A 14,563-nucleotide genomic window follows, 5' to 3' on the forward strand; every position below is an offset into this window, starting at 1 on the left:
GAATCTTGCAGGTTTATATACAATTAAAAAATGAAGCTAAACATACACATATTATTAGTCCTATTTATTAGTATTAGTGTGTCTTGTAAAAAGGCTTCAAACCCAACTACAACTACAGAAATTGTTTCTAACGTAAAAAGGGAAATTGAACGAGTAGAACCACCAAACTGGTGGATTGGTTTTAAAAACCAACAATTACAGTTATTAGTGAAACATCCTAATATTTCGGAAGCGGAACCTAGCATTCATTATTCAGGTGTTTCTATTGCAAAAGTTCATAAAGCAGATAGTCCTAACTACTTGTTTTTAGATCTTCATATTGCAGAAAATACCAAAGCAGGACAATTCAATATCCATTTTAAATATAAAGATGGTAAAGAGCTCGTGCAAACCTATTCCTTAAAAGATAGAGAGCAAGAAGCTGCCAAATATCAAGGTTTTAATAGTAGTGATGCCATTTATTTAATCACTCCAGATCGTTTTGCTAATGGTGATTCTTCTAATGATATTAATGAGAATTTAAAGGAGAAAACCATTAATAGAAAAGAAGATTATGCTCGTCATGGTGGAGATTTACAAGGCATTATTCAGCATTTAGATTATATAGAACAAATGGGTTTTACTCAAATTTGGCCTTGTCCTTTATTAACTAATGACATGCAAGAATCTTCATATCATGGTTATGCCATGACCGATTTTTACCAAGTCGATCCTCGTTATGGTACACTAAATGAGTACAAAGAATTAGCAAGCAAAGCCAAAGAGAAAAATATTGGACTTATCATGGATCAAGTGGCTAACCATTGTGGTAATGCACATTGGTGGATGCAAGATTTACCATTTAAAAACTGGATAAATCAACAAGAAAGTTTTGAGAATAATAAACCTTTAAATAACTCTAATCACAGACGAACAAGCAATCAAGATTTATATGCTTCTAAGCGTGATAAAAAAGAAATGGCAGAAGGTTGGTTTGTTTCTGCAATGCCAGATTTAAACCAGCGCAATCCGTTTATGGCAAATTATATTATTCAAAATAGTATTTGGTGGGTAGAAACTTTAAACCTTAGCGGAATTCGTCAAGATACCTATCCATATCCAGATAAAACCTTTATGTCTAATTGGGCTAGAGCGATCATGAATGAATATCCTAATTTTTCAATTGTTGGTGAAGAATGGAGTACCAACCCATTACTAATTGGCTATTGGCAAGAAGGACAAAAAAATAAAGATGGTTACCAATCGCATTTAAAATCTACTATGGATTTTGCCATGCAAAAAAATATTGTAGATGCTTTTAACGAAGAAGAAAAATGGGATGCTGGATTGGTGAAAACCTACGAAGGTCTTGCAAATGATTTTGCATACGCATCACCAAAAGACATTATGATTTTTCCAGATAATCATGATATGAGTCGCATTTTTACGCAACTAAAAGGTGATGTGCCAAATACCAAAATGGCACTTAGTTATGTGTTGGCTCTACCAAGAATTCCACAAATATATTATGGTACAGAAATTTTAATGAACGATTTTAAAAAACCAGGAGATCATGGTTTAATTCGTTCCGATTTTCCAGGTGGTTGGCAAGATGATGCTGTAAATGCTTTTACAGGCGAAGGTTTAACCAATACCCAAAAAGACATGCAGTTATTCCTTAAAAAAATATTGAATTATAGAAAGTCTAGCGCTGCCATTCATCATGGAAAAACCATTCATTTTGCACCTTTTTTAGGAACCTATTTTTTGTTTAGAGTTACAGAAGAAGAAACTTTTGTGCACATCATTAATAAAAACGAACAACCAATTAGCATCGATTTAAAGCGCTATGCAGAAATTGGTTTAAACGGAAAAACATTAAAAAATATAGTAACTAATGAAACTTTTGTATGGGAAGATGAAATTATCTTAAACCAAAGAGGAAGTTTGTTGCTAACCACAAAAATATAATTGTTTGTCATTCGGCACTTGATGCGGAATCTACTTTTAAAGATTAAACATGAAAAAATTATTATACATACTATACTTTTTACTATTTCAATTCACCTTTGCTCAGGTTACAATTATAGTTGATGCACTTCCAGAAGACACACCAAAAGATGCTTCTATCTTTGTTTCAGGAGATTTTGAAGGTTGGTCTGGAGGAAATAAAGATTACCAATTACAAAACGTTAATGGACAGTATCAAATAACGCTTCCTAAAACTGAACAACGTATTCTATTCAAGTTCACCTTAGGAAATTGGGAAACATCAGAATGTACCAACAAAGGGTTGAAAATAGATAATCGTATCCATAAATTTAATAAACCAAACGATACCCTAAAAGTAAAAATTGCAGGTTGGAGCCATTTATTTACTGTTGAAGAAGCTTCTACAGCTTCAAAAAATGTAAGCATTCTTTCTGAAGAATTTTATATACCACAACTAAACAGAAAGCGTCGTGTTTGGATGTATCTTCCTGCAGATTATAAAACATCTAATGAAAAATATCCTGTGGTTTATATGCATGATGGGCAAAATCTGTTTGACACCAAAACTTCTGGTTATGGCGAGTGGCAAGTAGACGAAACTTTAGATAAATTATTTAAAGACAACCTAAAACTTATTGTTGTTGGTGTAGATCATGGCGACTCCAAGCGTCTTGATGAATATTCCCCTTGGACGCATCCAGAATATGGTGGAGGAGAAGGAGATGCTTATCTAGATTTTATAGTAAATACTTTAAAACCTTATATAGATTCTAATTTTAACACCAAAAAAGATAAAAGCAATACAGCCATTTTTGGTAGCTCAATGGGAGGATTAATTTCACATTATGCTGCCTTAAAATATCCTAAGGTTTTTGGTAAGGTTGGTGTGTATTCTCCTGCATTTTGGTTTGCTCCAGAGGTAAATGATTATACAAAACAGCATGCTAATATAAACGATACTAAAATGTATTTATTAGCAGGTGGAAAAGAAGGAACAAATACTTCAAGAGTAGAAATTAGTCAGACAGTTACAGACATGAATAACATGATAACTGTATTGAAAAATAACGGTTTTCCTGAAAAAAACATACAGTCTAAAGTAGTACCAGAAGGCAAGCATAATGAAGCTTTATGGCGAAACAATTTTGAAGAAGCTATTACATGGTTATTTCAAGATGCCATTAAAAAAAGAGAATTTGTTTCTGCAAATATCTCTAATAATCAATTGGAGCTAAAAGTTTCTGATGGAAACTATACAATGCAATTTTATACTCCAGAAATAATAGAAACTACTTTTCTTCCAACTGGTGAAACAGTAAGGAATAAAAAATCACATGCTGTAGTTTTAAACAAAGCTTTTTCAGATGTAATTTTTAATGAAACAGAAGACGAAATCACTTTTAAATCAAAGCAATTAGCTGTAAAAATCACCAAAGTACCTTTTCATATTTCCTATTGGAAGGACGGAAAAGAAGTCACTTCTGTAAAAAATAGCTATCAAAAAACAGACGAGTTTGAAACCATTAGTTTTAATCTAAAACCAGATGAAGTGTTATATGGTGGAGGTGCAAGAGCTTTAGGTATGAACCGAAGAGGAAATCGTTTAGAATTGTACAACAAAGCTCATTATGGGTATGAAGATAGAAGTGAATTGATGAATTACACCATGCCAATTGTGGTTTCTTCTAATAAGTATCTCATTCATTTTGATAACGCACCAATTGGCTTTTTAGATTTAGATAGCAACGCAGATAATACATTAACCTACGAAACCATTTCTGGTAGAAAAACCTATCAAGTTGTGGTCGGGAATTCTTGGTTAGATGTAACTAAAAACTATACAAAACTAACAGGAACGCAACCCATGCCACCACGTTGGGCTTTGGGTAATTTTTCTAGTCGATTTGGCTACCATTCGCAAGAAGAAGTCACGCAAACCGTTCAAAAATTTAGAGACGAAAATATTCCGTTAGATGCTGTAATTATTGATATTTTCTGGTTCGGAAAAACCATTCAAGGCACTATGGGGAATTTAGCATTTGATCGCGATTCTTTTCCTAATCCAAAACAGATGATAAAAGGGTTAAAAGACGATAATGTAAAAACCGTTTTGGTAACTGAGCCTTTTGTGTTAACCACTTCTAGTCGTTGGGAGGAAGCTGTTAAAGCCGATGTGCTTGCCAAAGACTCTGTTGGAAACCCGTTTACATTCGATTTCTATTTTGGTAACACAGGTTTGATAGATATTTTCAACCCAAAAGGAAAACAATGGTTTCAAAATATTTATAAAGACTTATCTCGTTTAGGTGTTTCTGGTGTTTGGGGAGATTTAGGAGAACCAGAAGTGCATCCAAAAGCCTTACTTCATGCTACAGGAACAGCAGATGAGGTTCATAATATTTATGGTCATCATTGGGCAGCATTAGTACAAGAGATGTACACTGAAAATAGCCCAAATACAAGACCCTTTATTTTAATGCGTGCAGGAAGTTCTGGTTCGCAACGTTTTGGTATGATTCCTTGGTCAGGAGATGTCAACAGAACTTGGGGAGGATTACAAAGTCAGCCAGAAATTGCATTGCAAATGGGACTACAAGGTTTGGCATATATGCATAGTGATTTAGGAGGATTTGCTGGTAATAATTTAGATGACGAACTGTATGCACGATGGTTGCAATATGGCGTTTTTCAACCTATTTATAGACCACATGCACAAGAGGAAGTACCTGCAGAACCTGTTTTTAGAAGCGATAAAGCCAAAGCGTTAGCCAAACAAGCAATCGAGTTACGCTATAAGTTATTGCCATATAATTACAATTTAGTGTTTGAAAATAACCAAACAGGAGCACCTTTAATGCGAGCCTTATTTTTTGAAGAGGAAGACAATGCCAAGTTGCAAACTATAGTGTCTACTTACCTTTGGGGAAATGATTTTCTTATCACTCCAATTGTAAATCCAGAACAAAAAGAAGCGGAAGTTTACTTCCCAAAAAACAGTAATTGGTTTGATTTTTATACCAATAAAAAAGTAGTAGGAGGACAAACCCTTTCTGTAAAAACAGAAGAAAATTATATACCAACTTACGTTCGTGGTGGTGCATTTATTCCTACTGCAAAAGCCATGCAAAGTACTGCAGAGTATAACGGAACTAATTTAGACTTGCATTATTATTTTGATGCTTCTGTAGCAAAAAGTACTCGCAAAATGTATAATGATGATGGAGCAACAAAAAATGCCTTTGAAAAAGGAAACTATGAAATTCTTCAATTTAAAGCAGAAACAACGAATACATCTTTAAAATTCGATTTTCAAGCAGATACAGGTGTTGATTTTCTAGCTTCAACCAAAACAATAGATGTTATAATTCACAATTTCCCAAAGTCACCAAAACGCATAAAATTCAACAGAAAAAAAATAGAGTTTAACTATAATGAAGTTCTAAAAACATTGACTTTTCAGGTGAATTGGAATACTTCAAATGAAGTAGAAACACAAATTAAATATTAAGTATAACATGAAAAAAAACATACTTTTAATTGCAATAGTTATTCTTGCTTTCAGTTGTAAAACCGATAAAAAAGCAAATCAAGATATAGCTGTAAACCAAAATAAAGAAGTAGTTAAAACACCTTTTGTTTGGGAAGCTGCAAACTTGTATTTTTTGTTGACAGATCGTTTTAATAATGGCGATAAAACCAATGACATAAATTACAACAGAACTAAAGAAACAGGTGTTTTACGTGGTTTTGAAGGTGGAGATTTAAAAGGAATCACCCAAAAAATTGAAGATGGTTATTTTACTAATTTAGGAATCAATGCCATTTGGATGTCACCAATTGTAGAGCAAATTCATGGAGGAACAGATGAAGGTACAGGATTAACCTATGGTTTTCATGGCTATTGGACTAAAGATTGGACCAATATTGACGCCAATTTAGGAACCAAAGAAGACCTTAAAAATTTGGTCGAAGCTGCACATAAAAAAGGCATTCGTGTGTTGCTAGATGCAGTAATTAATCACACAGGTCCTGTTACAGATCAAGATCCTGTTTGGCCAAGCGATTGGGTAAGAACAGAACCTCAATGTAGTTATGATAATTACCAAAACACGGTAACTTGTACCTTGGTAAAAAACCTTCCAGATATAAAAACCGAAAGTAATGAGGCTGTAGAATTACCATCGCAATTAACCGATAAATGGAAAGCAGAAGGTAGATATGAAGAAGAAGTTGCAGAACTAGATGCTTTTTTTAAAGCCACAGGATATCCTCGTGCTCCTCGTTTTTATATCATGAAATGGTTAAGTGATTATATCACAGATTTTGGTATTGATGGTTATAGAGTAGATACTGTAAAACATACCGAAGCTTATGTTTGGCAAGAGTTTAAATCGGTTTGTGATAACGCTTTCGCGGAATTTAAAAAGCAAAACCCAAACAAAGTATTAGACGATAATGCGTTTTACTTGGTTGGAGAAGTGTATAACTACGGAATTTCAGCAGGAAAGGCATTCGATTTTGGAGATAAAAAAGTCAACTATTTTGATGCTGCCTTTAATAGTCTAATCAATTTTGAATTTAAATGGAATGCTGCTCAGCAAACCTATGAAGCGCAATTCAAAAAATACGATAGCCTTTTACATACCAATCTAAAAGATTATGGTGTACTAAACTATTTAACCTCTCATGATGATGGTCAACCTTTTGATAAAAACAGAGAGAAAACCTACGAAACAGCAACACGATTACTACTATCTCCAGGAACCTCTCAAGTGTATTATGGTGACGAGTCTGCAAGAGATTTAACCATAGAAGGTACTGTTGGTGATGCTACTTTAAGAAGCTTTATGAATTGGAATGAAATGGAGCACCAACAAGATTTGCTAATGCACTGGCAAAAATTAGGTCAGTTTAGACGTAATCATCCTTCTGTTGGAGCAGGAAAGCACACCATGATTAGCAATGCACCTTATCTGTTTAGCAGAAGTTATACTAAAGGCAATTTTAAAGATGAAGTAATTATTGGTGTCGATATTCCTAAAGGAGAACAAATTATAAAGGTGTCTTCCGTTTTTAAAGAAGGACAAGAAATTAAAGATTTTTATTCTGGCGAAACTTATAAAGTTTCCAACGGAACGATCACTATAACAGTAGAAACAAACATTTTATTATTAGAAGAATTAAACTAAATAGACTCATGAAAAAATTAATCTTATCCTTAGCATTTATAAGTGTGTTTGCTTGTAAAGAAGAGAAAAAACAAGAAGAAATAAAGACCGTTTCAGAAGAAAAAACAGCAATAAAACCTATTTCATCTTCCGATTTAGAAACAGCTGTTATCTATGAGGCTAATATCAGACAATATTCGCCAGAAGGAACATTTGAAGCATTCACCAAAGACATTCCGCAGTTAAAGAAATTAGGTGTAAAAGTGATTTGGTTAATGCCTGTTTTTCCTATTTCAGAAACAAAACGTAAAGCAACAGGAGGAGAAGATAGCAAGTTTGCTACTGATTTTCCAGAAGCAGAACAAGACAAGTATTTAGGTAGCTATTATGCAGTGTCTGATTTTACTAAAATCAATCCTGAATTTGGTACAATTGAAGATTTTAGAAGCCTTGTAAATACAGCACATGATAACGGAATTTATGTGATTTTAGATTGGGTACCTAATCACACAGGTTGGGATCATACTTGGTTAAAAACCAATCCTGAATATTACACACAAAATGAAAAAGGTGAAGTGGTACATCCTGAAGATACCGATTGGACAGATGTTGCAGATTTAAATTACGATAACCAAGAAATGCGTAAAGAAATGATTGCAGACATGAGCTATTGGTTAACAGAAGAAGGTGTAGATGGTTTAAGATGTGATGTTGCAGGTTCTGTGCCAACCAATTTTTGGGAACAAGCCATTCCAGAATTACGTGCTAAAAAAGACATTTTTATGCTAGCTGAAGCTTGGAAACCAGAATTATTAAAAGACGGTTTGTTTGATATGGCTTATGGTTGGGATAGACACCATGCCATGAACCATATTGCACAAGGAGAAAAGGATGCAACCGAATATACTAAGGTGTTACATACCGACTTTGAGCGTTATGAAGCAGATGATATTATAATGAACTTTGTTACCAACCATGACGAAAATTCTTGGAATGGTACCATTAAAGAACGCATGGGAGAAGCAAGTGAAACCATGACTGCTTTAGCTTACGTAACTCCAGGAATGCCATTAATTTATTCTGGTCAAGAATATGATTTAGACCACAGATTATTGTTTTTTGAAAAAGATAGCTTTCCGCATACCAAAGGGAAAACATGGAAGGTGTTAGAGAAATTAGGAAAACTGAAAAACACAAGTTCTGCTTTACATGGAGGTGAAAAACCTGCTTCTTTTGAAACAATAGAAACTGCAAATGAAAATATCTTAGCATTTAAACGTAGTAAAAACGGAAGCGCAGTTGTTTTTCTTGCAAACCTAACCGATAAAGAACAATCTTTTGATAATGTAGTAAAAGGAACTTATATAAATTATATGGATAATGCTAAAGAAGAATTTCAAGAAGATACCGTTACTTTAGAGGCTTGGGAGTATAAAATATTAGTAGAGTAATTTTTAAAATGATGAATAAAATACTATTTCTTATTTGTTGTACGTTATTATGTAGTACTGCCAATTTTGCACAAGTTGGTATTGGTACAACAAACCCTTTAAGTACTTTAGATGTTAATGGTAACCTTTCTGTAAAACACATGGTTTTAACAGGAAGTGCAACTCCTACTATTATAGGTGATGGAGTTTATTTGTCAATAAATCCAATAGTACAAGATCAAGAATTTGTTTTGCCAGATCCAACCGTTTTTCCTGGTAGAGTTTATATTATTAGAAATATTAATAATTCGGTTACTGCAAAACTAACAACAGTAGCAGGATTATTGTTTCCTAAAGATTCTACAATAGGAAGTTCTGAGGTGTATATGTATGAAAACCATTCAAGAACCATGCTTGTAATTAGTGATGGTGTAAACTGGACATATATAAATTAAAATAAGAGTCTCTCTCTTTATTATAAAAATCTCTTGTAGTAGCAATACCTCAAGAGATTTTTTGTTTTATAGCTTTATGTAAAAGCTTTTGATTTTAGTTGCTTGAGCTACATTTTTATAATCTTCTTTACTTTGGTTTGTTGTACCTCATTTTCAATTTTTATAAAATAAATACCATGTGGTAATTCTGTTATATTAAAAGCGTGGTGGTATTCAAAATCACCAATAAATTTTTTAATAACTTTTCCTGTTACATCTAATATGCTTAATTGTGTACTGCTTTTATTTAGTGTGAATTCTGCTTCTACAGGGTTTGGGTAAATATTTAGCGTGTCTAAATTATTGTAATTGCTAACCGATAAGGTAGGGTTTAGAGTTCCTTCTAGCGCTATATTTAAGGTTGCATTATTGTTATACGTTACTTGTACATTACCATTGTTTTCGTTGAGTAAGGTATTGTTTAAAGTTACTTCAATAGTTATATCTTGATTAGCACCTAAAAGCATATTGGCATAGGTTTCATTTAAAGTATAGTGTGTGCCAGAAACCGTAATATTATCTATATAAGTTCCTGTGGTTCCTTGGCTGTTAGATAAGGTTATAGGTATAGTTACTGTGCCATAGTCGGTTCCGTAATCAAAAGTTTTTATGTTTTGGTCTGCAGCAAATACGCTATTTATATTAGGGCTTCCGGTTGGGTTATTTATATTATAATACTCCATGTTTCTCATAGAAGTACCACCACTAGAACCACTAATAACATGAATACCATCACCAGAAACTATGGCTTGAATACCATGTCTGTCATGATTTAAGTTGTCTTTAGTTGTCCAACTTTCGGTTAGCGGATTAAAAGCTTCAACAATATCGCGTTGTCCATTATTACCTGTTGCACTTCCATAGGTAGTTTCTCCTCCTATAACATATATTTCATTTTGAAAGAAAACAGTAGCAGCTCCAGCTCTTGGGTATGGTAAATTACTACTAACATCTAAGGTAGACCAAGTATTTAAGTTGAAGTCATATACATCTACTTCTGGTACTTGCGGAGCAAATAAGCCTCCTGTACTTCCGGTAAGTCTTCCGCCTATAGCGTAGAGTTTATTATTGTAGGTAATGGCTTGAAAATGATCTCTAGCATGAGGAGCATCTGTTAAAGCGGTAAATGTACCAGTAGCAGGATCAAATTCGTCAAAATAAGGAACATAGCCTCCACTATGACCATACATATTTCCGCCAACTAAGTAAAATTTGCCATTATGCATGGCTAAACCAGTAGATCCACGTTTTCTATTTGATGGTAATTCTATTCCTTGAATCCATTGATGACTAGCAGGATTGTACATGTAAATATAATCTGCAGACAATTCAGGATTTGGTTCGTTGGTTTTAAAAGCGCCAATTACCCAAATTAGCCCTTCATAGGTTACTGCTTGAAAGTGGTTAAGATCTACAGGAGCCATTGCTCCTTGAGACCAAGTGTTAGAAGTGTAATCATAAATCTCAACTACTTTAGGAGATTCTCTTCCTCCAAAAATAAAAAACTTATCACCAGCTTGTACAAATCCAAATTCATGCCTCGCAATATAGTTTTCGTTTTCATTGGCTATTGACCAATTTTGTCCTTTTAGTTTTGGTGTAAAGCTTAAAAATAGAAATAGTAAAATCCATAAAGAATTTTTTTTTGTTGCACGTTTCATTTGGTTGGTTTTTTGATTTAATAGCTTGATAATCAATAAATTTAGTTAAAATATTTGGAAGATTTAAAAATGAAGCATAAAGTTTGAGTTTTTTAAATAGCGTAGCCCTAGAAATAAACTGTTAAGATGTATATGGTAGTTCGACTAATAAATATAATTTGTAATTTTGCATATATAAAGTAGTCTTAAATGAAAGAAAATTACCCATCAGAATCACCAATGCGCTTTAAGATTAGCTTTAATAAGCTATTAGAACAGTATGAAGATTTAGCTTCTAATGCTGATGAGTTTATTGCAAAAAAAGCCAAACGAGTTTTAGAAACTGCAGCGCCTTATCCTGTGCTTCGTGAAGGGTTTTCTGATTACAAATTACTTGAAAAATATAAAAATGAAATTCAAGTATTACTACAAGATTCTTTTAGTCCTGTACTTACTAAAAACGAAATAAAAACAGCATCTATACCTTTTGAAGATGTTATTTTTAACTCTTCTGAAAGATTTAAATCTATAGTTAAAACTGCAGGAGAAGATTTTGAATTAAAAATAAAAAACTTACCAGAAGACGATAGGTATATTAGTTTTTGCGCTATTATCTTAAACTTTTACTATGGTTATTCTCTAGATTTTAAAAGACCTTTTTATTACGAAATACCAGATGTAAATGGTGTAATGCGTTATTATAAAATTTTATATAATGCAGATTTCACAGAAATTATTCCTAATGAAAATGCACCAAAAATAACACAACAAGATTATGATGAGTTATTAGATAACTTTGAAAATATGGACATGTGGAAAGAAAAGTTTCCGCCAAATAGTTATGAGTTTAAGGGCTTTGTAATTTCTAATATGTTTGATGTTACAGATGACCAATCTATATCTAATATAAAATCTTCTTTAATAGGTGAAAACAAACGTAAAGACCATGCTTTTATGGAAGGATTTCATGAAATCTTTCGTTCGCTATTAAGCTTAAAAGATATTCAAGTAGGTTTTTCTCTTTACAATAAGGAAGAAGATGTTTTTGAACGAGTTTATGGTGCTGGAATAAGTAGTTTTTTACTGCATGATTTAGATACTTCAAAATGTTCTGATGCTTTGTGTAATTGGTCGTACAACAGACTTTTAAATGAAAAAAAGTTTTTTACAGTGTCTAATGTTAACCTTATGTTTGAAAAAACAAAAGGGAAAATTCCGCATATAAATACACTACATAATCAAGGAATACAAAGTGCTATTTTAGCACCTATAGCAAACAATGACGAAGTCATGGGTATTCTTGAAATTATTTCATACAAACCTCAAGTTTTAAACAGTATAAATGCCAATAAACTTGCAGATATTATGCCTTTTATAGTTTCTGCTGTAGAGCGTTCAAAAAATGAAGAAGAAAATTTAATTGAAGCTATCATTCAGCAAGAATGTACTTCTATTCATTCTAGTGTAAATTGGCGATTTGTAAAAGAAGCAAGAAATTTTATTAAAGCACAAGCCGAAGGAAAATCGCCAAGTTTTAATAAAATCGCCTTCGATAATATTTATCCATTATATGGGCAAATTGATATTAAAGGTTCTTCGGAAGCTAGAAACAAAGCTACCAAGCAAGATTTAATAGTACAGTTAAATGCTGTAAAATCTATTATTGAAAGTGCTTCAAAACTAGAAAGTCTTCCTATTTATGAGCAGCTTATTTTTCAAGTAAATGAATATTTAAAAGGTTTAGAAAATCATTTTAAAGTAGATAGTGAGCAGCAAATCACTTCGTTTTTTAATGAGGATATAAAACCGTTTTTAGAGCATTTAGCTTTAGAAAAATCATTAAAATTAGAAATAGAAAACTACTATAAAAGTATTGATGCTGCAGCTAATGTAGTCTATAACCATAGAAAACAATATGACGATACTGTTGCTGCAATTAATAAAGCAATGGCATCTCTTTTAGATGAAAAACAAGAAGATGCACAAAAAATGTATCCGCATTATTTTGAGCGTTTTAAAACCGATGGTGTAGAACATAATATGTACATTGGTGAGTCTATTACTAAAGAAGATAGCTTTAATCCAATTTATTTATATAATTTAAGATTGTGGCAATTACAGGTTATGTGCGAAATGGAAAATGCCTATTACCAAATGAAATCTAATTTTCCGTTAGCACTAGATGTTGCCTCTATGATATTGGTTTTTAACCAACCATTATCTATAAGTTTTAGAATGGACGAAAAGCAATTTGATGTAGATGGTACCTATAACGCCAGATATGAAATTGTAAAAAAACGCGTAGATAAAGCTTTTATAAAAGGAACCAATGAAAGAGTTACCGAAAAAGGAAAAATAACCATTGTATACTCGCAAAAAGAAGACGAAATAGAATATTTACGTTATATAAAGTTTTTACAATCTAAGCATTATCTAGATACAGATGTTGAAATTGTAGAGTTACAAGACTTGCAAGCTGTAACAGGTTTAAAAGCTATTAAAGTTAGTGTATTGTACCATATAAGTAAAGAAGATAAGGCATTTTATACTTATAATGATTTAATGAAAGAAATTAAAGCCTAGTATCCTGCGTATTTAAAAGCTATAGCAAAAGCTAATACACTACAAATAATACCTACCATAAATACTGTGTAGGTAATGCGTAATATTTTGTATTTTTTGTTTAAAACCAAACCTAGAAAATACAAATCTTTTTTCAAGGTAGAATATAGGTAGTCTTTGTCTTTCATCATTTCTCCCATAGCCCATTCAAATTCATTTAATTTCATTTTATGAAAATTACCAAAAAACAATAGGTTTACTTTTTGGTTGGCAACATCTTCTTTAGTGAATTTTCCTCTAGTAATATTGGGTCTAGTTGCTAAAACAGACAAGATTATAGAAGCTACTGTAAAAAGAACAAAAACCAAAGTTGGGTAAATTAGGTATTGGTTAGAAGGATTATCTAGTTTAGGTAAAAGGTTGGCTAAAACTAAAGACACAATAATAGCATTTACAGAAAGTAAAATGTTTGCTTTTGTATCTGCAATATTACTTAAAGTAATGTGGTTTTTTAGGGTAACTCTAAACATGGTTTCTATACCACGTTCAGGAATTTCTATTTTATGTTTTTTAAACTTTAATTCGTCTTTTTTCTGTTTTAGCCTTGAAGTATCCTTTGTTATTTTACTGTAGGTTTTTAATAGTTTAGCAAGGTTTTTACTTTTCCCTTTTTCCCATAATGAAACTGCTAAATCACTATTAAATTTATGCTCTTGAGTAAAAAAAGTAATGTTTTGCTCAAGCCACTCTATATCTGTAATTTGTTTTTGGTTGGTTAACTCTAATTCTTTTTTTAATAGAAGGGTTACATCTTCAAAATTTTTGTTTGCAACATGTGCACAATCTGCATCGCGAATAAATTTTTCTAGCTGTGTTTTTGGCTTAAAACCCATTGTTGTTGCTAAAATTAAGTCAGATACTAACTTAATGTCTTCTTCTGAGCAATGATGCTCTTTTAAAAATGCTGTTGCATAAGCTGCACTATGCACTTCATGTGTAGTATTGCTTTTAACAAAACCTGTATCATGAAACCAAGCACTTATAACTAGAAGTGATTTAGAATGTGTATCGATTTTTGCTAAATCTGCTAATTCTATAGCGTTTTTTACAACATTTTGGGTGTGTGTTACATTATGGTAAACAAAGCTATTTTTTAAATGCGTGTTTAATAAGTTAACAACATGTTTTTCTGCTTCAGCTATTAGGTGGTTCATAAAAAGAAATATGATTTTAAGTAAAAATACTAAACATTTAATTAAAGTTTAATATGCAGACCATTTAGTCTAAAAAAATAGTAA

8 protein-coding genes are annotated in these 14,563 nt (G+C 32.3%); 6 read left to right on the forward strand and 2 right to left on the reverse strand.

The window, feature by feature from the left end; translation table 11 throughout:
• The first annotated feature begins 30 nt into the window (after positions 1–30).
• From ACFSSB_RS13465 to ACFSSB_RS13485, 5 genes are read left to right on the forward strand one after another with little or no spacing between them, the layout of a single operon-like run.
• On the forward strand, positions 31–1,950 hold the full coding sequence (locus ACFSSB_RS13465) for a glycoside hydrolase family 13 protein (protein WP_379905122.1): 1,920 nt from the start codon (positions 31–33) through the stop codon (positions 1,948–1,950).
• Positions 1,951–1,999: 49 nt separating this feature from the next.
• On the forward strand, positions 2,000–5,479 hold the full coding sequence (locus tag ACFSSB_RS13470) for a TIM-barrel domain-containing protein (protein ID WP_379905124.1): 3,480 nt from the start codon (positions 2,000–2,002) through the stop codon (positions 5,477–5,479).
• A gap of 7 nt (positions 5,480–5,486) precedes the next feature.
• Positions 5,487–7,160, forward strand: a complete 1,674-nt coding sequence (locus ACFSSB_RS13475) for an alpha-amylase family glycosyl hydrolase (RefSeq protein ID WP_379905126.1) — start codon at positions 5,487–5,489, stop codon at positions 7,158–7,160.
• An 8-nt stretch (positions 7,161–7,168) separates the two neighbouring features.
• Positions 7,169–8,590: an alpha-amylase family glycosyl hydrolase gene (locus ACFSSB_RS13480; protein WP_379905128.1), complete on the forward strand. Its 1,422-nt coding sequence runs from the start codon at positions 7,169–7,171 to the stop codon at positions 8,588–8,590.
• A gap of 11 nt (positions 8,591–8,601) precedes the next feature.
• The gene (locus ACFSSB_RS13485) at positions 8,602–9,024 is read left to right on the forward strand and encodes a hypothetical protein (protein ID WP_379905130.1); all 423 of its coding nucleotides are present in this window, start codon (positions 8,602–8,604) and stop codon (positions 9,022–9,024) included.
• Positions 9,025–9,131: 107 nt separating this feature from the next.
• Here the strand turns inward: ACFSSB_RS13485 and ACFSSB_RS13490 are convergent, their stop codons facing one another.
• On the reverse strand, positions 9,132–10,724 hold the full coding sequence (locus ACFSSB_RS13490) for a Kelch repeat-containing protein (protein WP_379905132.1): 1,593 nt from the start codon (positions 10,722–10,724) through the stop codon (positions 9,132–9,134).
• Positions 10,725–10,913: 189 nt separating this feature from the next.
• Between ACFSSB_RS13490 and ACFSSB_RS13495 the strand changes: the two genes are divergently transcribed.
• On the forward strand, positions 10,914–13,286 hold the full coding sequence (locus ACFSSB_RS13495; RefSeq protein ID WP_379905134.1) for a GAF domain-containing protein: 2,373 nt from the start codon (positions 10,914–10,916) through the stop codon (positions 13,284–13,286).
• Here the strand turns inward: ACFSSB_RS13495 and ACFSSB_RS13500 are convergent.
• Entirely contained in the window at positions 13,283–14,479 is a 1,197-nt protein-coding gene (locus ACFSSB_RS13500) for a Pycsar system effector family protein (RefSeq protein WP_379905136.1), read from the reverse strand. The two genes, ACFSSB_RS13495 and ACFSSB_RS13500, sit on opposite strands and share 4 nt — an antisense overlap.
• Between the last annotated feature and the right edge of the window lie 84 nt (positions 14,480–14,563).

This window comes from Lacinutrix gracilariae (assembly GCF_042684485.1).
Taxonomy (GTDB): Bacteria; Bacteroidota; Bacteroidia; order Flavobacteriales; family Flavobacteriaceae; genus Oceanihabitans; species Oceanihabitans gracilariae.

Coding starts and splice junctions, on each gene's coding strand:
- ACFSSB_RS13465 (WP_379905122.1), top strand. CDS start 31: ATGAAGCTAAACATACACATATTATTAGTCCTATTTATTAGTATTAGT.
- ACFSSB_RS13470 (WP_379905124.1), top strand. CDS start 2,000: ATGAAAAAATTATTATACATACTATACTTTTTACTATTTCAATTCACC.
- ACFSSB_RS13475 (WP_379905126.1), top strand. CDS start 5,487: ATGAAAAAAAACATACTTTTAATTGCAATAGTTATTCTTGCTTTCAGT.
- ACFSSB_RS13480 (WP_379905128.1), top strand. CDS start 7,169: ATGAAAAAATTAATCTTATCCTTAGCATTTATAAGTGTGTTTGCTTGT.
- ACFSSB_RS13485 (WP_379905130.1), top strand. CDS start 8,602: ATGAATAAAATACTATTTCTTATTTGTTGTACGTTATTATGTAGTACT.
- ACFSSB_RS13490 (WP_379905132.1), bottom strand. CDS start 10,724: ATGAAACGTGCAACAAAAAAAAATTCTTTATGGATTTTACTATTTCTA.
- ACFSSB_RS13495 (WP_379905134.1), top strand. CDS start 10,914: ATGAAAGAAAATTACCCATCAGAATCACCAATGCGCTTTAAGATTAGC.
- ACFSSB_RS13500 (WP_379905136.1), bottom strand. CDS start 14,479: ATGAACCACCTAATAGCTGAAGCAGAAAAACATGTTGTTAACTTATTA.